Here is a 22,836-nt window from a genome sequence, read left to right on the forward strand (position 1 = left end):
AAAGGATACGCGGTATACTTCTCTAAAAATGATAGGGATTGCTGATGTAAATCAAAAAATAGAGTCTAAGCTATATTTAATTTTTGTGCTATCTGTTTCTCGGTATAATAGGGTCATATCCATATTAACCGGTTTTTGAGATACAGATTCAAATTTACCTGCTACGAATGAAAATAGATAGGTGCTCATTTGATCAGAAGCTCTAAAATTATGTTGTGTGTATTCCCCTTTCTGAGTTTGCTTTACTTCTTTAGAACCACATAAAACTTTCCAGTCGTTAGGTGCTGTGATATTCAGCGTATAGACTCCTTTTATATTAGGTTGGTCAAAACAAGGGAAAAGTGTTCTTGCTCTGTCTGGGACTAATAAAGTGTATAAATAATCTTCATTTCTATTTAAAGAAAGTTCACCGGCATCGAACTCAATTACAATATTGTTTTTCCCTTTTACCAGAAATTCTTTAGATAAAATAATGTGTTCATTATTATGAAGAATAGTAACGTCAGTTCCATTTATACTTATAGATTTTATTTTTGAGGTATCTTCTTTGAAATCTAGGTAAACAGGCTTTTGAAGTTTTTCTAAATCAAAATCTAATACTAGTTTAGAGGATATAGGAGCTTTCTGTTCATTTGGGATTTCAAAACTTAGATTGTAATGAACATTTGAGATTTGTAAAGCTCTTTGGGTTGCCAGAGTTTCTGATACTCCAGATTCAAGTGGCTTTTCAGTGTCTTTTTCGTTAGTGCACGAAATAAAAAATACAACTAAAAAACTAGCGTAAAATAGGTATTTCATAAGTTAGAATTATACGTTGTTGTGAAAGTACTTTAATGGAAATTGCTTTCCAATTTTTCAACAACGTATAACTCTAAATGAGAATAAATTTATAGATGAGTCATTGCATACCTGTAATGACTTTAGTAGACTGGTGTAAAGTCTGATAATTATTTACCAGCTTCTCCAGTATAGGCTTTCCAGTCTTTTTCTTTGTATATGTCACTACCAAAATAACGCGCTATTTCTAAGAACGGCTCTGGTTTTTGATAACCAGGTATTGGTGAAAGCATATTTAATTCTTCGTCTAAGAAAATAGTAGTTGGGTAACTTAAGCGACCTTGCATTAATGCTGCTGCAAATTCATGATATCCTTTTCTGCCAGATGGAACAAATTTGTAAGTCTTCCCTTTATATTCGATAGGGTCTTTGCCTTCGCCATCAAACTTTACCATATAGTAGTTCTCTGCCATATAAGCAGCTACTTCAGGATTTTGAAAAGTGTCCTTATCCATTTTCTTGCACCATCCACACCAATCTGTGTACACATCAATAAAGACTTTCTTTGGGTTTGTGTCGGTTGCCGTTAATTCGGCAGCCTCTTCCCAAGAAATCCAATTTACCTCTTGTGCATAATTTGCAGCCGAAACCAAGAGTACGGCTAAGAATAAAAATGATTTGGAAAAAGATAAAGAATACGTCTTCATGAGTTTTATTTGAGTGTTTAGTCCAACTATTATACCAAAACTAACGTATATTTAAATGCTTTATTTCACTTTTGCTGTTTCTTTAACAGCGAATAAATCTTTTACATCTACTTGGTTACGAATTAAATCTTCAAAAGTTTCTCTTTCGCGTATAAGAATTGCTTTCCCTTTATGCCAAAGAACTTCTGCTGGTCTAAATCTTGAATTGTAGTTACTTGCCATTGTAAAGCAATACGCACCTGCATTTTTAAAGCAAAGAATATCGCCTTCAGTGATCTCGTTTATTCTTTTATTACTAGCAAAAGTATCGGTCTCACAGATATACCCTACAACAGAATAATAACGCTCTCTGCCTTTTGGGTTAGAAATATTATTGATGGTATGTGTAGCGCCGTAAAGCATTGGTCTAATTAAATGGTTAAAACCTGAATCTACACTTGCAAATACTGTTGATGTCGTCTGTTTAACCACATTTACTTTTGCAAGAAAAACACCTGCTTCACTCACTAAAAACTTACCAGGCTCAAAAGCCAATGTCAAATCTTTACCATATTCTTTACAGAACTCATTGAAACGAGTACTTAATTTTTTACCTAGTTCTTCAACATTGGTTTCAATATCACCTTCTTTATAAGGTACTTTGAAGCCGCTACCGAAATCTATAAAATCAAGATTTTTAAAATTACGAGCAGTGTCAAACAAAATTTCAGAAGCATATAAGAATACGTCGATATCTAAAATGTCACTACCGGTATGCATATGAATACCGTTGATATTCATTTTAGTCAATTCTACAATACGAAGTAAATGTGGAATTTGATGAATACTGATACCGAATTTAGAGTCTATATGACCTACAGAAATATTAGAGTTACCACCCGCCATAACATGCGGATTAATTCTAATACATACAGGTATGTTAGGGTGTTTGCTACCAAACTGTTCTAGAATAGATAGGTTATCTATATTGATACGAACTCCCAATTTGGCAGCTTGTTCAATTTCTTCTAAAGAGACTCCGTTTGGGGTAAATATGATTGATTCTGGTTCAAAACCAGCTAGTAAACCTAATTGAACTTCTTGTATAGAAACGGTATCAAGACCACTACCAAGACTATTCATTAATCTTAAAATAGTAATATTAGAAAGTGCCTTGGCTGCATAATTAAGTTTCAATTTCTTGACAGAGCCAAAAGCTTTTGTTAATCTATTGAACTGTGAAACTATTTTTTCCGAGTCATAAACATACACCGGATCACCATAGGTTTTTGCGATTTGCAATAAATCCTCATTTCTCATACTATCTAATTTTAAGGCGAATTTACTTTTCTAATTTATTAAGAACAAAAATAATAACATAAAATCGCTAAAAATAACAAATTGTGATATTTGTAACATTGTAAGGTTCTATTTATTTTGGCGCTATATAATCTGCTTTGTATTTTTAGCAAATGAAATTACCTTTATTTCCATTACAGTCTATATTCTTTCCTGGGGAGACTGTTCCCCTTCATGTTTTTGAAGATCGCTACAAACAATTAATTCAAGATTGTAGGGAAGAAGCCATCACTTTTGGTATACCTGTTTTCATAAACAATAAGATGGAATACGGTGTTGAGGTACAGTTGGTAGAAGTGGTGACAACGTATGAAACCGGAGAGATGGATGTGGTCTGTGTAGCAAGGCAAGTATTTAAATTACTCGCTTTTGATAATATCATGGAGAATAAACTATATGCCGGCGGTATTGTAAAGTTGTTGGAGTATGACTATGAAGCATCCGAAGAAAAAAAACAAACTATTATTAATGGTATAAAACAATTATATGCTATTATGGATGTGCCATATACCAAACTCAATGTAAAAGAGTTCAATAGTTTTACCCTAGCGCACAAGATTGGATTGTCTTTTGAGCAAGAGTATCAACTATTACAAATACCTAAGGAAAATGACCGACTTAATTTTATAAGTCTGTATTTAACTTCTACAATTACTGTTTTGTCAGAAGTAAATAGAACTAAGAAAACAATCGAACTAAACGGACATTTCAAAAATTTTGATCCGTTAGATTTTAAAGATTTAGAGATTTAGGTGGTTTTTTAGTTACAAAATACAATCACATTCGAAGGAATTTGTGTTTTTATCAGATTAATTATACTAGTTATTCTAATTAATCACCAGTATTTTTAGATTATTACTTCCTGTTTCCTATTTTTGCTTAACAATTAAATTCACCATATATATGAACCTTCACGAATATCAAGGAAAAGAGATATTAGCAAGTTTTGGGGTGCGCATCCAAAGAGGAATAGTTGCCCAAAATGCAAAAGAGGCTGTTGAGGCTGCAAAGCAATTAACTGCTGAAACCGGAACTGGATGGCACGTTATTAAAGCGCAAGTACACGCAGGTGGTCGTGGTAAAGGTGGTGGTGTAAAATTAGCCAAAAACCTTAAAGAAGTAGAAGAGATAGCAAACCAGATTATTGGTATGAACTTAATTACACCGCAAACTTCTGCGGAAGGTAAAAAAGTACACCAGGTATTGGTTGCCGAGGATGTTTACTACCCAGGCGAAAGCGAAACTAGTGAATTCTATATGTCTGTTGTATTAAACAGAGCTACTGGTAAGAATATGATTATGTATTCTACAGAAGGTGGTATGGACATAGAAGAGGTTGCTGAAAGTACTCCGCACTTAATTTTTACAGAGGAAATTGACCCAGCTACAGGATTGTTAGGTTTTCAAGCAAGAAAAATTGCTTTTAACTTAGGTCTTTCAGGTACTGCGTTCAAAGAGATGACAAAATTTGTTGCATCATTATATAAGGCATATGTAGAAAGTGATTCTAATATGTTCGAAATTAACCCAGTATTAAAAACATCTGATGATTTGATCATGGCTGTTGATGCTAAGGTTTCTATTGATGATAATGCACTATACCGTAGAAAGAAGTATGCTGATATGCGTGATCTTAGAGAAGAGAATGCTATTGAAGTTGAAGCAAGAGAGGTTGGTCTTAACTATGTAGATCTTGACGGTAACGTTGGGTGTATGGTTAACGGCGCAGGTCTTGCAATGGCAACTATGGATTTAATTAAAATGGCAGGCGGTGAGCCAGCTAACTTCTTAGATGTTGGTGGTACTGCAGATGCTAAAAGAGTTGAAGAGGCATTTAGAATTATATTAAAAGATCCTAATGTTAAAGCAATTTTGGTTAATATATTCGGTGGTATTGTTCGTTGTGATCGTGTAGCACAAGGTATTGTTGATGCTTACAAGAATATGGGCGATTCAATTAAAGTGCCAATTATTGTAAGATTGCAAGGTACTAATGCTGAAATAGCAAAAGAGATTATTGACAATTCTGGACTTGCAGTACAATCTGCTGTACAGTTTCAAGAGGCTGCAGATAAAGTAAAAGCTGTATTGGCTTAAACAAGTTTGCTTATCATATTATATAAAGACCATTCTTATTGAATGGTCTTTTTTTGTTTAAAAATGTAATGTAATTATTGAAAATGTATTTTAAAGGGTTAAAAATTGCATATTTTATTAATTTAATATTAAATAGATGTTAAAATTATCATATTAATATTTTAAATGCGTTATTTTGTAGTATATGTAATATATACGTATAATTTCAAACCATTAAAATATATAGTATGAAAAAAGTCAAAATTATTTTAATCGCAATGTTAACATTCGGGATTGGAACTGTTACGGCTCATAATACGGAGTCTAATGAGGACAAAGGAACAAAGTGGATAACTGCTCAAATTCATGAGATGTTAGCTGATGAGGATATACCTGATCAAATAAGAGGAGCCAAAGCCGAAATTAAAATTGCCGTTGCAGAAGATGGTATGTACAGATTGTTATCAATTGAATCTACCAATAGTAAATTAAAAGAGTTTTTAAAAAACGGTATTGATTTTAAAAATCTTGAACCGGGCAATTCAGATATAGTTTACGTTATTCCAATAGAAATAGCAGACTAGTAGAATTACCACTTACCATTTTATAAAGAACGCTTATTGAGCGTTCTTTTTTTTGTCAATTAATATAGAAATATCAGTTATTAAGTAGTTATTGTGTTTTCTGTTTTAAGTAATCGTAGTCATAAAAGGAGGAAATCTATATTTTATGTTACCGAAATGAAATAATGGTTAAGACTCTATTATCATGTTTTTTGCATGACTTGTATTTCTAAATTTGGGGTGTATAATTGAGGAATTAGTATTAAAGAGATGTTAAAATGAGATTTAATTGTAACATTCTTATTTTACAATCGTCTTTTTAGTAATTCATCATCAATCAATTATTAATCAAACTTCAGAACAACTGGAGTAAAAAACAAAAAGTCATGAGAAAATTAAGTTTAGTAGTCGTAGCTGCAATGCTACTTGCAACAGGTAATGTAATAGCTAACGATGTAAAAGGTGAAAACCCTACAAGAAATCTTTCAATTCAGATATCAGAAATGTTATCAGAAAATAACTTTTCTGAAGAGCATAACGATCTAACTGCACAGGTACGTTTTACCTTAAATGCAGATGGCGAAATTGTGGTATTATCTGTAAGTACAAAATTTGATAAAATGGAAAGTTTTGTCAAAAGCAAATTAAACTATCAAAAGGTTAATTTGGCAGATGTAGAGGAAGGTAAAGTATATACCATTCCTGTACGAATAGAGGCATAACTCAATATATTATGCCAGTAAAAAATCTTAATACACAGAGGTGTATTAAGATTTTTTCTTGTTTTTATACTTCACAGCGCTAACGGCAGTATCTACCTTATTCATCTGTTTTGTTTTAAAATCTCTTCTTTCACTATTTTTTTGGGCAGTCTTTTGAACCGGTTTTTTGGTACTGGTTGCCATAGCCAAAAGAACTTCTCCGGGTATTTTAGGCTCTTCTTTTGTTCCACGTAGATGAAGAACTAATCCGTTTAAGAAATTACGTAGCACTTGATCTCCGCATTCCATGTAATTAGGGTGGTCCTCGTTTCTAAAGAACGCACCTAATTCACTTTTAGAGATTTTAAAATCTACAAGCTGTAATATCTCTACGATTTCATCATCCCTGAATTTTAATGCAACTCTAAGTTTTTTAAATATATCATTATTAGTCATACAGCAAATTTAAGGACTGCAAGTTATTATAAAAATATGACCTGTTGGTTGGTGTGCCTTAATAATAGGTTGGTTTTATGTGAATGAAGGTTATTTAATTTTATTTTTTAGGCAGATTATCTACATCCTATAATATAGTTCGTTGTTTACATATCTTAAAATTTTTGCAATATGACCATAGGGATTACTCTTGTAAAAGCGAAACTATAGATTAATAAGTGGCTATTTAAATTATTTTTTTTGTTTGGACCAATCTTTAGGAAATCAAAATCCCCTTAAATGAAATAAAACAGCTGACTTTTACGTTAAAAACATGTAGCAGCTGAATATCAATTTGTTACATAAGAATATGCCTACTACTAAAGAAAAGTTGAGTATTTTATCAGAAATGATTTCGTTTGCGAAAGTTAATAACGAGGTGAAAGAATCAGAGTATGATTTTCTTTTTTCGGTTGCCCAGCAATTAGAGGTAAGTAAAAAGACTTTTGATAGCCTCTTTACTTCTAACGTTGAACATGTAATTCCTAAATCACAATCAGAACGGTTATTGCAATTTCATAGGTTGATTTTGCTAATGAATGTCGATGATGATCAAGATGTCAATGAGGTTAAAAGAATTTATGATATCGGTTTAAACATGGGTTTGCCACCGGGTGCAATTCAGCAAGTACTTTCTATAATGCATAAGTACCCGAATAAAATAGTTCCACCAGAGGTATTAATTTCTATTTTCAAAGCACATTATAATTAAGACCAAGATATAAAGTCAGCATCCAATTTACCAAGATCTCTTTTGTTTTCTATATTACTGTTGGCGTCTGCTCTTAGTTCATCTATTTCTTTTTCAATAACTTCTAATTGCTCAGAATTAACCACGTGCGTGGTGAGTGTTTTTAACATGTGCATCAATTTTCTCATTACCGTAATATCATGCTTACAGTAAAGTCTGTACGTAGCCATGACATTAAATAAAACTTCAGAAAATTTTACACATTTAATTCGTGTCCAATTTTCTTTTTCTTCATCGGTAATGTATTCAAAATCTGCCTTTCGCATTAAATTTAAAAAGAGTGACGTTAAATAGTCAATTGTGTTTAAAGCTGTTCCTGGGTCATTAATACCTGGCGACATTGCCTTTACCCCAATTTCAGAAATTTGTCTAAAACCATAGATGTAGTTTTCTCCAATTAGCTCTTCGTTACTAAAAAGTAGTGTGCTGGTTATCTTTTTCTTCAATTCATCATTTAAAGGCTTTTCAGATTTAAAACCAATGGTGCCGTCTAAAATGAATTGTCCTTTATGTAATTGAATGATAACTTTTATTGAGTTCTCTTTGCATAACTCTAGTAAATCATCGTTCAGTACTCCGTAAAAATAACCAGTTTCGGTAATTTCATATGCTTCCCAATGTTCATGATTTGGAAACTCGAAAGTGTTCACCTCTTGTTCTTCTATAATTGATGTTATTTCAGATTTTGTTCTAGAGTGAATTGCTGTTAGAATATTACCAACCTGTATCGCTTGTGAGATATGGTGAATGAAATATATGAAAGCCGCCAAACATACGACTACTAGAATAATGCCCAATAATACCGAAAATCCGGGAGTTTGATAGGTATTTTCAGTAGGCTCAATTGAGATAAGAATGAAGATGTTATAAAGTATAGTAGCAATGTATAGACCTAAAACAATTTGATGCTTCTGGTCAGATATGATGCCTGGTAATACTCTTGGTGAGAAGTTACTAGAAGCTTGATTTAATAACACCATAACCATAGAGAAACTAAATACAGTTAATGAAATTAAACCACCTATAAGGGTGCTTAAAATGGTTTTAGCTGTGTCAGTATTGTCAATTACCAATGCTGGTGCTACCTCATTGAGGTATGCAGAAATATTCTTTTGCTCCAGATAAATCATTAAAAACGCCAAAAGAAATCCTGCTAAAGATATAATAGTAGGGTAAAAAGCAATTCTGGTTCGTATCTGGTGAAAAAAGTTGATTAATCTATCCATGCTATAAATTCTCTTTATAAAATTAGTGAATGAGAGCTCAGATAACTGTCTGATATGCTAAAATTACAGACTCGTATAATTAAAACAGGACAAAATGGCACTATATTAAGTGGTAAACATGTCATTATGGCGTTTTTATTTGGTTGGTATATGATTTGTTCTATTCATATCAACTATTAAATTAATTTATTTAAAATATAATATTATGAGTTTAACAAAGAAAAATGACGTTTTGTTCCCAGCATTAATGAATGAGATTTTTAGACCAGATTGGTTTGGTGGAACTGAGAATTCACGTTCATCTCTGCCTGCAGTAAATATAAAGGAAAATGAAAAAGATTTTGAATTAGAGCTTTTTGTTCCTGGTAGGGTGAAGGATGATTTTAAAATTGAAATTGACGATACCGTATTATCAATTTCAGCAGAAATTAAAGAAGAGAGTACAGAGGTGAAAGAAAATTTTACTCGTAAAGAGTTTAGTATTTCATCTTTTAAAAGAGCATTTACATTACCTGAGACTGTTGCAACAGATAAAATCGAAGCAACTTATGAAGGGGGAATTTTAAAATTTAATATTCCAAAAAAAGAAGAGGCTTTACCAAAGCCAAAAAGATTGATTGAGTTAAAGTAAGTTTTGGTTAGTAAGTTTTTTTAGGTTGGTTTGAGTTGTTTAGTTGGAGTGCTTTGAGAAATCAAAGCACTTTTTTTTGAGCCTATTTTAAGGCTTCTTTCCATTTTTATTATATGTCATATTCTGAATTGAAAATGAACATGAATAATCATTTTAGTAATTATGTAATTAACTCATTTGAGATTATTTCAGCGTAATTTTTTGTGACTTTATTTTTCTCATAATTAGAAATAATTATGTTGAAATTTAGAATATGTTTTTGTAAAATAGAGTAGGAGGTTTGTTGCTTTTTTATGTATTAAAAAGGCGTTCTTGAAGTGTTGTAACTAGATTTTTTGTTTCAGAAATTAACTGTTTTTTGGAGTGTAAAATCGGCAGTTTTATTGTTCGGAAAATTAGCGTAAATTCGTAATAGCTGTTTTCTTGATTCTCTGATATTCAAGAATTGATTCTTGCTTGCGAATTTTATAAAATGATAAACTTAAGATGTTTTGAAATTGAAATGAAATTAGCTTAAAAATATCTTCAAACTCATTTTTTGTAAGAAAGTTATCTTTTTAGTCTTGTCTAAAAATATTATTTAAGTGATTATTATCCAGTATTTTATGTGATTTCATGTAAAGTTTAAATATATCTAACCTCTGTTTTAGTTTAATTTGCCTAAACTTGAGTTATTCTTGCTCTTGTAATGACTTTATTTCATCTCTTAACTTCGCTGCTTGCATAAAATCTAATTCTTTTGCAGCTTTTTCCATAGCCTTTCTTTTGTCTTTTATGAGCTTTTCTATTTGCTCTTTTGTAAGATAATCCATGTCTGGTTCGGCAGCTCTTAACTCCTCTTTTATGAAGTGATATGTAGAGACTGAATTCTTAGAAAGGACACTGTCTAAACTTTTATTCAAAGCCTTAGGTGTTAGGTTGTGATCTGTGTTATATTGTATCTGTTTTTGTCTTCTGTAATTTGTTTCGTCAATGGTTTTTTGCATACTCGCAGTTATCTTATCTGCGTACATAATTGCACGACCATTTAGGTTTCTTGCAGCTCTACCAACCGTCTGTGTTAACGATCTATTGCTACGTAAAAATCCCTCTTTGTCAGCATCTAATATTACCACTAAAGAAACCTCTGGTAAGTCTAATCCTTCACGTAATAAATTGACTCCGATAAGGACATCAAAAATTCCTTTTCGGAGATCTTGCATGATTTCTACGCGCTCTAAAGTGTCAACATCACTATGAATATATCTACATCTAATATTGATTCTGTCCATGTATTTTGCCAACTCTTCTGCCATTCTTTTTGTCAAAGTAGTGACTAAAGTCCGCTCATCTTTTTCAACACGAATTTGAATTTCTTCTACCAAATCATCAATTTGGTTAAGGCTTGGTCTTACTTCAATTATAGGGTCAAGAAGTCCTGTTGGTCTGATCACTTGTTCCACATAAACACCTTGACTCAATTGTAATTCGTAATCTGCGGGTGTTGCACTTACATATAAAACCTGATTTTGTAACGCTTCAAATTCTTCAAATTTTAGAGGTCTATTGTCCATTGCAGCAGGTAAACGAAAACCGTAATCAACCAAGTTTACTTTTCTAGAACGGTCACCGCCATACATGGCATGTACTTGGGGTATGGTAACGTGACTCTCATCTATTACCATTAAATAGTCATCGGGAAAATAATCTAACAAACAGAAAGGTCTGGTACCTGGCTCACGACCGTCTAAATATCTGGAATAGTTTTCAATACCTGAGCAATACCCAAGTTCACGTATCATTTCTAAGTCAAAATTGGTACGTTCTTCTAATCTTTTTGCTTCAAGTGGCTTTCCAATTTCTTTGAAGTAGTCTATCTGTTTAACTAAATCATCTTGTATGTTATGGATTGCATTCTGTAAAACATCTTTAGAGGTCACAAACATATTTGCTGGGTAAATAGTAAGTGTTTCGTAAACTTCTATAATATTATTATTAAATGGGTCAAAAGCTTCTATTTCTTCTATTTCATCGCCAAAAAAGTGAATTCTATATGCATGGTCGGCATAACTAGGAAAAACGTCTACAACGTCACCTTTTACCCTAAAATTACCGTTTTTAAACTCCGCCATAGTTCTAGAATATAGCGATTGTACCAATAGATGCATTAGCTTGGTTCTAGCAATAACTTGATCCTTTTTTATGGAGATGACATTTTTCTGAAATTCAACGGGGTTACCAATACCATATAAACAAGAAACCGAAGCAATAACGATTACATCTCTTCTACCTGACAATAAAGAAGAAGTGGTACTAAGACGTAATTTCTCAATATCTTCATTAATTGAAAGATCCTTTTCAATGTAAACACCACTTGTTGGTATAAATGCTTCTGGCTGGTAATAGTCGTAATACGATACAAAATACTCCACCGCATTATCAGGAAAAAACTGCTTGAATTCTGAATATAACTGGGCTGCCAAGGTTTTGTTATGCGCTAATAATAATGTTGGTTTTTGAACTTCTTCAATTACATTAGCTACCGTAAATGTTTTACCTGAACCTGTTACACCTAATAATGTCTGGTATTTTTCCTTGTCATTTATACCTTTTACCAATTCTTTGATGGCATTTGGTTGATCACCAGTGGGTTTGAAGTCTGATACTACTTTAAATTTCATGCTATAAAATTACGAAAGAAGTGCCATTTAAAAGAGTTCAATAAAAAGAATAGTGACTGCTATCGCTTTAAAGAAAAATGACCGGTAATTACTTCATTATTTTCTGCATTTTCAAATCGATACCAGTAATCTGATGATGGTAAAGGTTTTCCGTTAAATTTGCCGTCCCAAGTGTTATCTAAAGATTTTGTCTGAAATAATAATTGGCCATATCGGTTATGAATACTTAATGTACCAGCAGGAGAACAGACATCAGTAATGGGTACATACCTATCATGTACACCATCATTATTTGGAGTGAAGAAATTAGGGAAATCAATTGTACAAGATATTTCTGGTTCAGGCTCTGGCACAGGTGTTTCTTCACATGATAAAGGATCTATGGTAATAGTAAAACTGTTTTCGTTAGAGCAAGATGCAGAATCATCAAAAATATAAATGGTCTGCGTCGTGTTTATGATATCACCTGCGTAAAGTTCGGTACCTGTGCCGTTTGGTTGAGTAAAGTAGTTACCGCTGTTCAGTACTGGTAATATATGGTTTTCACAAACTTCCATATCTAAAATACTGTCAACAAGTGTAGGGTTTTCTATTTGAATATTAAATTCGTTTTCATCAGAACAACCAGTGGTACCGGCATACATATATAGTGTTTGCGAAGTGGTTATCACATCTCCAGCGTTTAGTTGCGTACCTCCGGCATTGGTCTGTGTATAGTAGAAATTATCTGCAGAAAGTGTAGGTAAGGTGTAACTCAAGCAAGCATTGACATCTGCAGGATCATCAGCGGTCAGAGCTGTTCCTATTTGAATGTCAAATTCGTTTTCATCAGAACAACCATTGGTACCGGCATACACAAAAAGTGTTTGTGAAGTGGTTATCACATCTCCAGCGTTTAGTTGGGTACCTCCAGCATTGATCTGTGTATAGTAGAAATTATCTGCAGAAAGGGCAGGTAGGGTGTAACTCAAGCAAGCATTGACATCTATTGGGGCGTCTGCGGTTGGAGCTGTTCCTATTTGAATGTCAAATTCGTTTTCATCAGAACAACCAGTGGTACCAGCATACACAAAAAGTGTTTGCGAAGTGGTTATCACATCTCCAGCGTTTAGTTGCGTACCACCTGCATTGGTCTGTGTATAGTAGAAATTATCTGCAGAAAGGGCAGGTAAGGTGTAACTCAAGCAAGCATTGACATCTGCTCGGTCATCAGCGGTCGGAGTTGTTTCTATTTGAATGTCAAATTCGTTTTCATCAGAACAACCAGTAGTACCGGCATACACAAAAAGTGTTTGTGAAGTGGTTATCACATCTCCAGCGTTTAGTTGCGTACCTCCAGCATTGGTCTGTGTATAGTAGAAATTATCTGCAGAAAGTGTAGGTAAGGTGTAACTCAAGCAAGCATTGACATCTGTTGGGTCATCAGCGGTTGGAGCTGTTCCTATTAAAATGTCAAATTCGTTTTCATCAGAACAACCTGTAGTACCGGCATACACAAAAAGTGTTTGCGAAGTGGTTATCACATCTCCAGCGTTTAGTTGGGTACCTCCAGCATTGGTCTGTGTATAGTAGAAATTATCTGCGGAAAGTGCAGGTAAGGTGTAACTCAAGCAAGCATTGACATCTACTGGGTCGTCTACGGTTGGTATTACGCAATTAATAATTATAGTTATATCGTTTCTAATCAAAGTAAGATCAGTAACAATATCACTTGTTATTTCTGCATAATAGACTCCTGCATCAGTAGCTTCTATATTGTTTAAAACTAGTGTAGGGCTATCTGGTGCACCTGTAATTGGCATACCATCTTTAAACCATTGATAATGATTTTGCGATCCACTAACCGTTGTAGTTAGGGTAACGTTATCACCAATATTTTCATTTAAAGTTAAAATATCATTAACCTTGGCTTGTGGATTATCACGAAAACCAGAAAAATTTGCGTCGTAAAAAGGGAATTCATTTTCGAAATCACCGAATTGAAAACGATTGTCTGATATAGTAAGATTTTGAGTAAAAGTAGGTATTACAGTAAAATCAGGTACAGTACCTTCCAGTTGGTTATTGTTAACATTAAAATTGGAGAGATTGTTCCACTGGTTATAGGTAGCCGGAATGGTTCCTGAAAAAGAATTATTAAATGCATTAAAGACCTCGAGGTTGGTCCATTGGTTATATGATTGAGGGAAATTCCCGCTTAAATCGTTTCTAGAAACATTGAATGTTTCAAGATTTACCCATTGTGAAAAGTTTGGAGATAATGAACCTGTAAGATTGTTCGTGTCTGCTGAAAAGTTTTCTATTTGCGTGAAACTTGAATAACTATCAGGAATAGTACCTTCTAAATCATTATTATACACTTCAAATCTTATAATGTTGGTCCAACTAGAATAACTTGCCGGTAGCGTCCCTGATATTTGGTTGTTTGCAACACTGAAATATTCCATATTTACCAAGTTGGATAGTGATACTGGTAATGTGCCGGAAAGTGCATTGCCCCAAAGATCTAAAGTTCTTAAGTTTACTAAGTTTCCATAAGAATTTGGAATAGAGCCGGTAAGGCCACCTATAAAGGCATTGGTGTATGACTTTAAACGAAGGATTTGTAGATTTGTTAATTCAGAATACTCCTCAGGTAAATTTCCATCTATTCGTGTGGATTGAATGGATAGTTCTATCAAATTTGTTAAGTTTCTCAATGAGACTGGCAGATTTCCTGTTAGCTGTTGTTGCCCTAAAATAAGACTCCTTAGCTCCACTAAATTTCCTAAGCTTACTGGTATTGTTCCGGTAAGGTCATTATCAGAGAGATTTAGATATGTCAGGTTCACCAAATCACCATATTCAGGATAGATAGTTCCCGTAAAATTATTATCACCTAAATGTAATACCGATAATTGTGTCATATCTGTGACCTCTATAGGAATATTACCAGTTAAATCATTATACCAAACATTTAAGGAAACTAAATTAGGTAGTGTTGTAATACTAACAGGAAGAGTACCGGTAAGGCCACTTGCCGATATATCTATTGTTGTTAAAAATTCTAAATCTGCTAATTCATCTGGAATAAAGCCTGACTGAATATTGCTGGTATTGGCATAGTTAATAGGATTCATATCCATGGCAACTACATGACCTCCAGCAATGGTTAAGCCATACCAAGCGTTTGTGACAGGTCCTGAAAAATCCCAATCGTTACCTGGTATTGCGTCGTTTTCACTAGTCCAAGTTGCACCATTTGTTGCTGTATAAAATGCTTGAAGTGCATTTCTCTCAGCAAGTGTCACTTGGGCAGAAAGCATTCCGAATATTCCAAAAAAACAGATGAAACTTAATACTCTTGTCATTGATTGGTATTTACTTGATCTTAAAAATCTTAAGTTTATTTTTAAGGTAAGCTATGAATATAAAGACTTTACTTGTGAATGTAATATTTTTAGTAAGTTTTTAGATTAACGGGATAACGTAGCTGTTTCCTTACTAGCGGGTGATTATAAATTGACATAATTAATGTCATCTTTAAGACACTTTTGAAATTATTGTGGATGATATAGTTAGAAGTACCTTATATAAAATTGAGATTTCTTATAACATTGAAAAAAGAGGTAAATACTATCTTTTCAAAGTAAAATGACCCATTATGGGTTTCTGATTAAGAAAACTAGCTTTGTACCAATAGTCAGATTGCGGCATTTGTCTATTATTAAAAGTCCCATCCCATCCCATTCTATTTGGGTTAATTTGTTGAATTAAGCTTCCATATTGGTTGAATATATGTATCACCTCTATGACAGCTTCAAAATTTTCTATTGGAGGTATATACTGCCAATGATCATTTATGCCATCGCCATTAGGAGTGAAAAAGGAAGGGAAATCTTTCTGAGAAATGTCTCTGTCAACAGTTCTTTGGGTGATGCCGCATCCATTTTTGTCTCGTACAAAAGCAATATGGTCACCACTTAATATTTCAGTAAATATGGGGGAATCTTGGTAAGGACCGTCACGATTATCTAAAGAATATTCATATTGACCACCACCTGTAGCATTAATATTTATTGTTTTACCCATTGCCGTATTGGTTATGTTTATTGACGTAATCGTAGCTTCTTCCGATGCTACTACATCTATAAGTTTAGAACTTACGCATTCAATATCTCCGGCATCAGTAGTGATTTTGTTATACGCTTCAAACCGATATTTACCTGGTGTAGAAATAGCTACACTTTGTGTTTCTGATAGCAACGTTTCTTCGCTACCGCTATTTGTTAAAAACCATCGAAAACCATCAGCATTATCGTTTGATGAAATGGTATAGGGAAGTTCGTCACTACATATACCTACAATGTTGGGTAAATTAATTATTGGAGCTCTATATATTAACTCGCCAGTAGCTTCAGAAATATAGGGGTCACAAACATAAACCGCAAAACTGGTTGTGAATATTTCTTCTATACAAGATGTTGCAATGCCGATATCATTATAGGGTTCTATTTTTACATAAATATTTGAGTTTTGTGGTAGATCTTCTGGTGGGTCGTAACTTAATTCATTTTTAATGTCAAGGTTATTTACTATTTCATTACCATTTGGCGTAGTACCAATAGATAAATAATATCCAGTCGCTGTCGGTACATATTCCCATTCTATATCTGTGATAATTGTTACGCTACCTGCATTATTATCTGGTGTAATTAAAATGGAGCAAGTAGGGGGTGTGGTAATTTCTACCGTTGTAAATACAAGCTCATCACAGCTAATTGGCGGACCATCATATGGAACTAAACTTAATGTTGCGTACATAGTGATGTTGTCTGGTAAACCTAACGGCGGCGTGTAGAAAGGGTTGGTGCCAATAGGTTTTCTGTCTAAAATGTCTGTGCCTTGTGGTGTGGTGCCAATAGAAAGTATATAGCCGTTGTAGCCCAATACATTTGTCCAAGTTAGTGTAGTGTTTACTTCAATGTTATCTGCACCGTTGTTCGGAAAAGTAAATTCTGTACACTCTTGGCCATAAAAAAATGCACTTGTCAAAAAGAGGCATATCAACCTCAAGAAGAAAGACATTTTTTTAATATTCATTTTGTATAAATTAATTCCCTTATCGTTTCAAACTAAAATGACCTTTGATAATTTTATTATTGGTGGCAATAGCTTTGAACCAGTAATTTGATTCTGGAAGCGCCCTACCATTCAAATTTCCGTTCCATCCATCTGTATTTGGTGCTACTTGGGCTAGTAATGCACCGAATTTATCAAATATATAAATTACCGATACATTGTTTTTATCTGTTCCAACCGGTGGTATAAACTGCCAATAATCATTGATGCCATCTCCATTTGGGGTAAAGAAATTTGGAAAACCGTTTACTGTTAAATCTAATTCAACCAAACGTTCAACTATTCCACACCCGTCCTTATCACGAACATATATTGTATGGTTTTGTAACGAGATATTAGTAAAACGATTAGAGTCTTGGTAGGGTCCGTCTTCATTGTCTATGGCATAGTCATAATTACCATTTATCGCTGTTATTACATCATAATTGACGGAATTGGCTCCAATTTGAACCTTTACATCATCTATATCTGGTTTTTGAGATATTTCTACCCTAAATATTTTTGAAGAAGAACATTCGAATGTTCTGCCCGAATCTTCGATGTTTATATAAGCTTCATAAAGATATTCACCTTCTTCATCTATAGAAACTTCTGCAGTAGTAGATAATAAAGTTTCATTGCCATTATCATCTAATTTATACCATCTATAGCCATCTGCTTCATCGGTCGCGGTTATAACATCTAAATCATTGCCGATGCAGATGGAAACGGAATCCGGAAAGTTTAATTCCGGATTTAAAACTAATAATTCTCCACTTTCCGGGTCAAAATATGGTCCGCAACCTAATAACGTGGAAAAAGTTTCTTGTGTGCAGCCTATAGCTTCACCTGCTTCGTTGAAAGGGTATATGGTAATAAAGAAAGTGCGGTTGGGTTCAAAATTGATAATAAGTGTTGAGGTCTTATAAAATATAGCATCTTCTAAAATATCTTTATTGAAGGGTGATGTGCCTATTGATACTCTATAACCTATGGCATTTGGCACTGCGTTCCATTCTAGAGTCGGACTTAAGGGAACATTCGTTTCTCCATCAAAAGGGGAAATCATACTGGTACAAAGTGGTAATACCGCTGCGGCGGCAGTTGTAAAGACTGAAGAGCTGCAACTATCTGCCAAGCCAATTCTATTGTAGGGTATTACCGTTACGTAAATATCCGTTTCGGCGGGTAGATCTGCAGGCGGATTATAACTTAAAGTATTTTCCACGTCTGTACTTGCAAGAATTTCATCGCCATTTTCTGTGGTGCCAAGTGATATGAAATAACCTGTTGCACTGGGCGCAGCATTCCATGATATGTTGGTGGAGCTATTTATATCTATAGCGTTGTTCGACGGACTAATAGATGAGCTGCAATTTGGTGCTTCGCTTAAAGCTGCCGTTACAAAACTTTGGCTATCACAAATAATATTTGGTTGATTAAAAAAGAATAATGTAATGGTGATAAATATTTCGGTATTCTCTGGTAGCCCTGTAGGTGGAGTGTAACTTTTTGCCGACCCAACATTTTTCTCATTTAAAATATCGTTGCCACCTTCGGTCGTACCCAATGAGATAATATAGCCAGGTACACCTACAACAGCTTCCCAACTAATAGTCGCATCTACCGGTACCAATGTAGTGCCATTTGCAGGATTTATAAGGGCGGGGCATTCTTGTGCAGTTGACTTAAAAATGCCCAATAGCATTGCCATGAAAAACATTGGTGCGACCAATATTTTGGGTATTCTCAAGTCCCATTTATTTTTCATAGCATTTTCGTAAACAATACAATATACTACAAAATGAAAATCTACACTTTTATAGCACTGATAATCAAGATAAATTACTTGTTAGAATAGCTAAATTAAAGGTCTCGTCTTTTCAAAATTGCATAAGACCCATAAATGAAAATGGCTATCCATGCCATTACAATTAAAATTTCATACCAATGTATGTAATAATCTAATGCGAGTTTTTCTCCCATTTGGTTGGCCACAGATTGTACAGCTCCTAATCTTGAGAACGGTTCTTTGATAAGGTTGAACATTGCTTGTAGCGGAAAAAAGCCCATAACGATATCAGTAGTTTCCCCGTCAAAAAATTTCCATCGAATAATACCTCTAAAAATACCTTCAAAAACTTGCCATAAAATTAAAAAGCCAAGTGCAAAAGCTGACCTTTTTACTAAAACACCTAAGAAGAGACAAAAAGAAAAGAAACCTGTTAGTTTAATGAAAAATGCCAAAAGGAACTCTAAATCGCTTAAAATGATAGAAATTTCGGTAAAATCAGAGTAAATAAGCCCTAAAACTAAAGAAACTATAAATACAAAAATAGTAGATACTAACGCGAAAGTTATAACCGTCAAGAATTTTGAAAGTATAAATTCCTTTTTTGAGAGTCCGTCAATTAGATTCTGTTTTATCGTCTTATTACTGTATTCATTAGACATCATTGAAACAATAACGATGGCTAAGAATAGTTTGAAGAACGCTGTGATAAATGTGTTGAAATGCCAGATATAAGGAAAGTTAAAAATACCCTGATCTGCTAAGTGAAACTTTATAGGACCTATATCAAATTTGATGGCTGCTACCAATGCGATAGAGGTCAAAAGCGCGAAATATGAAATAATGAGCACTTTGCTAGCCCTATTGTTCCAAAGTTTTATAAATTCTATTTGAAGTAATCGTATCATGATGGTAGGTTGTTAGGCGTTAGCATTTTTAGTTAAGGCTAGAAATTGCTCTTCTAAACTTTCTTTTCGTTTTACTAAATGAGATACGATAATACCTTTGTCAAAAAGTAATTTATTTAATGACTGTGCATCTAGTTCTGAAGTTAAAATTGCAGTAACCAAACCATTATCTTGTTTTATACTTCCAAAATGCTCGTTGGTATTCAAGTACGATGTTAATTTTTCTAAGTCATCAGATTTTAATTCGAAAAAACCGAAACTTGCTTGTAAGCTGTCTACCCTGCCAGCGTACAGTTTTTCGCCTTTTCTTAAAATGACTACATGTGAACATACTTTTTCTACCTCATCTAATAAATGTGATGCCAATAGAATTGTTGTTCCTTTTGCAGCAATTGTCTTTATGATTTCCCTGATCTGATGAATTCCTTGTGGATCTAGACCATTGGTAGGTTCATCTAAAATTAATATTTCTGGATCGTTCAATAGGGCAGAGGCAATAGCTAAACGCTGTTTCATCCCAAGAGAAAAAGTCCTGAATTTGCTATTTTTTCGATCCAAAAGACCCACTAAATCTAGTTTTTCCTCAATTTTATTTACTGATACATCTTTGATTTTACAAACTAATTTTAAGTTTTGCAAAGCGGTCATGTACGGGTAGAAGTTTGGGCGTTCTATGATTGCGCCCACTTTCTTTAATGCTTCATGGGTTGAGGTATCGCCACCAAACCAAGCGAAGTCTCCGCTGGTTTTATTGACTACGTTTAATACAATGCCCAGGGTAGTTGATTTGCCGCTACCGTTAGGTCCAAGAATACCATAAACATTGCCCTTTTCTATAGTAAACGATAAATCTTTTACTGCAGTTAGGTGCCCGAATTTTTTGGTAAGATGATTGACTGTTAGAATAGTACTCACGTCAAGTTTTTTGATTGGTTACAACTACTTGACGATAAACTTGAAGGTTTGTTACAATAAATATTTAATTTGCTGTTGCCCTGAAGGTGATTCTTCTATTAGTGATTACTGTTTTTGGTGTGTTAAAATTGACAGTTACCGTTTCTGAAGGGTCATCAGTAGTAATATTAGTATCTGTTTGATCTTGAGAATTACTAATGTTATTGGTATATGTTGCAGTTGATGTATTCACATCTGGTAAAGAAACACGCGTTACTAAAGTCAAAGTTTCCAATTCGCCACTATTCATACTACCAACAGACCAGTTGGGGTAAGTAAAACTACCTTTTGAAACTGAAGATGATAATAATGAAATGCCGTCCGGTAAAATATCTGTAATTACAAGATTAGAAATGGAGTTTATACCAAAACTTTCTACGGTAATGGTAAAGGTTACAGTTTCGCCATCGCTAACTGTATTCTGGTCAGCCACTTTTTTTATGACCACATCTGGGTCGCAATAATAGGCCGTTAAAGGTTGAGAATCATAAGTACAACCGCCTTTTGTAACTCTTACATAGTAATCACCAGCTTGTGTTGGTTTATATGTAGCACTATCTGCACCTGCAATTAATACTCCGTTTTCAAACCATTGGTAATCATCAAAATTAGGGTCCACAACTTCTACTTCAGCTGTTGGTAGACAACCACCTCCAGTAACTTGAAGGTCTACTTCTGGTACGGTATCAAAACCTGAAAAGTAACCGGCAATACCTCTTGCGCCACTAAAACCTATAAAACCTACTGCTATAGGACCTGTAGAATTTACAGTAACATCACCTGTTAAATTTGGAACATAGTATGTTTTCCATAAGGTTGTTCCTGCCACTGCAGAAGGCGCTGGTAGGGCTACTGGGCCGCTGCCATCCTCTACTGTTATATTGGCATCGGGTGTTGTAGTAGAAGCTATAAGCGTTACGCCACCGGTCATGGTAACTCCGGCTGCATCTTCTATGTGTGTAATATTATCTACCGTATCTGGTAACAAACAGTTTACGGGAGCAATAAAGTTTAAGCCTTGCGTGTAAATTGCACTTGCACCTGCCATTAATTGATACGCATAGGCATCTTTTGAAGTGGTTACAAACATATTTCCACCTGCTGAAGAAACGGAATAATTACTTTCTGGTATTTCAAAATAATCACCATCGTTTATGGTAGCTATAGCTGTTGTGCTACCATTTACATAAATATTGGTGCCATTTTGTGTTCCGATTATAATAGGTATTTCGGTTTCACTTGTACCATTACCTCTAATAAAAACATACTCTTTTCCTAATTTATTTTGAGGCACTGGCTGATCAATAGCAGCATCTCTACCAGAATATCCTACCCTTACACTAGTGTTAAGACCACCGTTACTTATAACAATGGGGTTGTTGGAAATAACATCTGCACCTAACCAACCATCTGCATTTGCAGGAGTTTCTGCAACATAAGCTTCAAAAACAAAAGATTCATTGGCATCTAAATTTATGGTATAAGAATCGGCTATTATACCATCTCTATCATTACCTAATCTAAACTCACAATCTGGATCATATCCTGAAACCGTTACTGTAGTGCCATCTTCAGTAGCCATTATGCCTAGTGAATTTGTTAAACTAGCTTGAGTACCTTTATTTGGAGTTCCTCCCCACTTAAAATGATTTCCCATCGCCTGCCTTCCTTTACTTGTAAGGGAAGTTGCTTGTGAGCCGGATCTACCTCTATAATTCGCATAGAATTTTTCTCCACCAGGAGCTTCTAAACGTAAACCACCAATGGTTAGAATAATACCAGTATTACCATTACTCATCATTGTAATATCATTGTCGCCATTGGGTAGCGCTATTTCTTGAGGTATAGTTTTAGATAATGTAGTTGTGCTATAAATAGTTGTAGATGTGCCTCGATAAATGTTTACAGTAAACGCTGTGGTTTCTGGAGTTGATAAGTATATACTCTGTTGGGTAACAGCTTGGTTGTTACCACCTTGTTTTAATGGTGGTAAATAGTGAAGGTCGCTCAACTGGGAAAAACCAGCTGTGGTAACCATTATGAATATTATAAATAAAATTAACTTTTGCTTCATTATAAGCTTTTAGGGGGCATTGAGGTAAAGAAACTTAAATCACCTTAAAACCACAATTATTAGTTGTATAATACTAGTATTAA

General features: G+C 34.2%; 18 protein-coding genes. 6 read left to right on the forward strand and 12 right to left on the reverse strand.

The window, feature by feature from the left end:
- Positions 1 to 51: 51 nt before the first annotated feature.
- The 3 genes from BUC31_RS20535 to lysA all read right to left on the reverse strand — a co-directional run bounded on the left by BUC31_RS20535 (position 52) and on the right by lysA (position 2,783).
- Positions 52 to 798 (reverse strand): gluzincin family metallopeptidase, encoded by a 747-nt coding sequence (locus BUC31_RS20535; RefSeq protein WP_244534028.1) that lies wholly within the window; start codon positions 796 to 798, stop codon positions 52 to 54.
- A gap of 149 nt (positions 799 to 947) precedes the next feature.
- The gene (locus tag BUC31_RS09315; RefSeq protein WP_073243314.1) at positions 948 to 1,484 is read right to left on the reverse strand and encodes a thioredoxin family protein; all 537 of its coding nucleotides are present in this window, start codon (positions 1,482 to 1,484) and stop codon (positions 948 to 950) included.
- Positions 1,485 to 1,544: 60 nt separating this feature from the next.
- On the reverse strand, positions 1,545 to 2,783 hold the full coding sequence (gene lysA / locus BUC31_RS09320) for a diaminopimelate decarboxylase (RefSeq protein WP_073243316.1): 1,239 nt from the start codon (positions 2,781 to 2,783) through the stop codon (positions 1,545 to 1,547).
- A 152-nt stretch (positions 2,784 to 2,935) separates the two neighbouring features.
- Here lysA and BUC31_RS09325 point away from each other — a divergent pair, with 152 nt between their 5' ends.
- From BUC31_RS09325 to BUC31_RS09340, 4 genes are all read left to right on the forward strand, one after another.
- Positions 2,936 to 3,574 carry an LON peptidase substrate-binding domain-containing protein gene (locus BUC31_RS09325; protein WP_073243317.1) on the forward strand — a complete coding sequence of 213 codons (639 nt, stop codon included), beginning with the start codon at positions 2,936 to 2,938 and terminating at the stop codon, positions 3,572 to 3,574.
- A gap of 151 nt (positions 3,575 to 3,725) precedes the next feature.
- Positions 3,726 to 4,919, forward strand: a complete 1,194-nt coding sequence (sucC, locus tag BUC31_RS09330) for an ADP-forming succinate--CoA ligase subunit beta (RefSeq protein WP_073243319.1) — start codon at positions 3,726 to 3,728, stop codon at positions 4,917 to 4,919.
- A 227-nt stretch (positions 4,920 to 5,146) separates the two neighbouring features.
- Positions 5,147 to 5,482 (forward strand): hypothetical protein, encoded by a 336-nt coding sequence (locus BUC31_RS09335; protein WP_073243320.1) that lies wholly within the window; start codon positions 5,147 to 5,149, stop codon positions 5,480 to 5,482.
- Positions 5,483 to 5,847: 365 nt separating this feature from the next.
- Entirely contained in the window at positions 5,848 to 6,183 is a 336-nt protein-coding gene (locus tag BUC31_RS09340; protein WP_073243322.1) for a hypothetical protein, read from the forward strand.
- A 45-nt stretch (positions 6,184 to 6,228) separates the two neighbouring features.
- On the opposite strand, the gene BUC31_RS09345 is transcribed toward BUC31_RS09340, so the two are convergent.
- Positions 6,229 to 6,618, reverse strand: a complete 390-nt coding sequence (locus BUC31_RS09345; protein WP_073243324.1) for a DUF1456 family protein — start codon at positions 6,616 to 6,618, stop codon at positions 6,229 to 6,231.
- A gap of 349 nt (positions 6,619 to 6,967) precedes the next feature.
- On the opposite strand from BUC31_RS09345, the gene BUC31_RS09350 reads away from it, so the two are divergent.
- Positions 6,968 to 7,369, forward strand: coding sequence for a hypothetical protein (locus BUC31_RS09350; protein ID WP_073243326.1), 402 nt, complete (start codon positions 6,968 to 6,970; stop codon positions 7,367 to 7,369).
- Here the strand turns inward: BUC31_RS09350 and BUC31_RS09355 are convergent.
- Positions 7,366 to 8,634: a DUF2254 domain-containing protein gene (locus BUC31_RS09355; RefSeq protein ID WP_244534029.1), complete on the reverse strand. Its 1,269-nt coding sequence runs from the start codon at positions 8,632 to 8,634 to the stop codon at positions 7,366 to 7,368. The two genes, BUC31_RS09350 and BUC31_RS09355, sit on opposite strands and share 4 nt — an antisense overlap.
- A gap of 205 nt (positions 8,635 to 8,839) precedes the next feature.
- Between BUC31_RS09355 and BUC31_RS09360 the strand changes: the two genes are divergently transcribed.
- Positions 8,840 to 9,265 (forward strand): Hsp20/alpha crystallin family protein, encoded by a 426-nt coding sequence (locus BUC31_RS09360; protein ID WP_073243329.1) that lies wholly within the window; start codon positions 8,840 to 8,842, stop codon positions 9,263 to 9,265.
- 671 nt (positions 9,266 to 9,936) lie between these two features.
- On the opposite strand, the gene uvrB is transcribed toward BUC31_RS09360, so the two are convergent.
- From uvrB to BUC31_RS09395, 7 genes are all read right to left on the reverse strand, one after another.
- Positions 9,937 to 11,925, reverse strand: coding sequence for an excinuclease ABC subunit UvrB (uvrB, locus tag BUC31_RS09365; protein ID WP_073243331.1), 1,989 nt, complete (start codon positions 11,923 to 11,925; stop codon positions 9,937 to 9,939).
- Positions 11,926 to 11,984: 59 nt separating this feature from the next.
- Positions 11,985 to 15,275, reverse strand: coding sequence for a T9SS type B sorting domain-containing protein (locus BUC31_RS09370; RefSeq protein ID WP_084134982.1), 3,291 nt, complete (start codon positions 15,273 to 15,275; stop codon positions 11,985 to 11,987).
- Positions 15,276 to 15,540: 265 nt separating this feature from the next.
- The gene (locus BUC31_RS09375) at positions 15,541 to 17,007 is read right to left on the reverse strand and encodes a T9SS type B sorting domain-containing protein (RefSeq protein WP_084134983.1); all 1,467 of its coding nucleotides are present in this window, start codon (positions 17,005 to 17,007) and stop codon (positions 15,541 to 15,543) included.
- Between the two features lie 19 nt (positions 17,008 to 17,026).
- On the reverse strand, positions 17,027 to 18,796 hold the full coding sequence (locus BUC31_RS09380) for a T9SS type B sorting domain-containing protein (RefSeq protein ID WP_073243337.1): 1,770 nt from the start codon (positions 18,794 to 18,796) through the stop codon (positions 17,027 to 17,029).
- Between the two features lie 95 nt (positions 18,797 to 18,891).
- The gene (locus BUC31_RS09385) at positions 18,892 to 19,725 is read right to left on the reverse strand and encodes an ABC transporter permease (protein ID WP_073243339.1); all 834 of its coding nucleotides are present in this window, start codon (positions 19,723 to 19,725) and stop codon (positions 18,892 to 18,894) included.
- Between the two features lie 12 nt (positions 19,726 to 19,737).
- The gene (locus tag BUC31_RS09390; protein ID WP_073243341.1) at positions 19,738 to 20,640 is read right to left on the reverse strand and encodes an ABC transporter ATP-binding protein; all 903 of its coding nucleotides are present in this window, start codon (positions 20,638 to 20,640) and stop codon (positions 19,738 to 19,740) included.
- Between the two features lie 64 nt (positions 20,641 to 20,704).
- The gene (locus tag BUC31_RS09395; protein ID WP_073243342.1) at positions 20,705 to 22,753 is read right to left on the reverse strand and encodes a DUF11 domain-containing protein; all 2,049 of its coding nucleotides are present in this window, start codon (positions 22,751 to 22,753) and stop codon (positions 20,705 to 20,707) included.
- Positions 22,754 to 22,836: the final 83 nt, after the last annotated feature.

This window comes from Maribacter aquivivus (assembly GCF_900142175.1).
Taxonomy (GTDB): domain Bacteria; phylum Bacteroidota; class Bacteroidia; order Flavobacteriales; family Flavobacteriaceae; genus Maribacter; species Maribacter aquivivus.

What these genes read in the sequence shown, in the direction of transcription:
- BUC31_RS20535 (WP_244534028.1), bottom strand. Translation starts at nt 798, where the DNA reads ATGAAATACCTATTTTACGCTAGTTTTTTAGTTGTATTTTTTATTTCG.
- BUC31_RS09315 (WP_073243314.1), bottom strand. Translation starts at nt 1,484, where the DNA reads ATGAAGACGTATTCTTTATCTTTTTCCAAATCATTTTTATTCTTAGCC.
- lysA (WP_073243316.1), bottom strand. Translation starts at nt 2,783, where the DNA reads ATGAGAAATGAGGATTTATTGCAAATCGCAAAAACCTATGGTGATCCG.
- BUC31_RS09325 (WP_073243317.1), top strand. Translation starts at nt 2,936, where the DNA reads ATGAAATTACCTTTATTTCCATTACAGTCTATATTCTTTCCTGGGGAG.
- sucC (WP_073243319.1), top strand. Translation starts at nt 3,726, where the DNA reads ATGAACCTTCACGAATATCAAGGAAAAGAGATATTAGCAAGTTTTGGG.
- BUC31_RS09335 (WP_073243320.1), top strand. Translation starts at nt 5,147, where the DNA reads ATGAAAAAAGTCAAAATTATTTTAATCGCAATGTTAACATTCGGGATT.
- BUC31_RS09340 (WP_073243322.1), top strand. Translation starts at nt 5,848, where the DNA reads ATGAGAAAATTAAGTTTAGTAGTCGTAGCTGCAATGCTACTTGCAACA.
- BUC31_RS09345 (WP_073243324.1), bottom strand. Translation starts at nt 6,618, where the DNA reads ATGACTAATAATGATATATTTAAAAAACTTAGAGTTGCATTAAAATTC.
- BUC31_RS09350 (WP_073243326.1), top strand. Translation starts at nt 6,968, where the DNA reads ATGCCTACTACTAAAGAAAAGTTGAGTATTTTATCAGAAATGATTTCG.
- BUC31_RS09355 (WP_244534029.1), bottom strand. Translation starts at nt 8,634, where the DNA reads ATGGATAGATTAATCAACTTTTTTCACCAGATACGAACCAGAATTGCT.
- BUC31_RS09360 (WP_073243329.1), top strand. Translation starts at nt 8,840, where the DNA reads ATGAGTTTAACAAAGAAAAATGACGTTTTGTTCCCAGCATTAATGAAT.
- uvrB (WP_073243331.1), bottom strand. Translation starts at nt 11,925, where the DNA reads ATGAAATTTAAAGTAGTATCAGACTTCAAACCCACTGGTGATCAACCA.
- BUC31_RS09370 (WP_084134982.1), bottom strand. Translation starts at nt 15,275, where the DNA reads ATGACAAGAGTATTAAGTTTCATCTGTTTTTTTGGAATATTCGGAATG.
- BUC31_RS09375 (WP_084134983.1), bottom strand. Translation starts at nt 17,007, where the DNA reads ATGAATATTAAAAAAATGTCTTTCTTCTTGAGGTTGATATGCCTCTTT.
- BUC31_RS09380 (WP_073243337.1), bottom strand. Translation starts at nt 18,796, where the DNA reads ATGAAAAATAAATGGGACTTGAGAATACCCAAAATATTGGTCGCACCA.
- BUC31_RS09385 (WP_073243339.1), bottom strand. Translation starts at nt 19,725, where the DNA reads ATGATACGATTACTTCAAATAGAATTTATAAAACTTTGGAACAATAGG.
- BUC31_RS09395 (WP_073243342.1), bottom strand. Translation starts at nt 22,753, where the DNA reads ATGAAGCAAAAGTTAATTTTATTTATAATATTCATAATGGTTACCACA.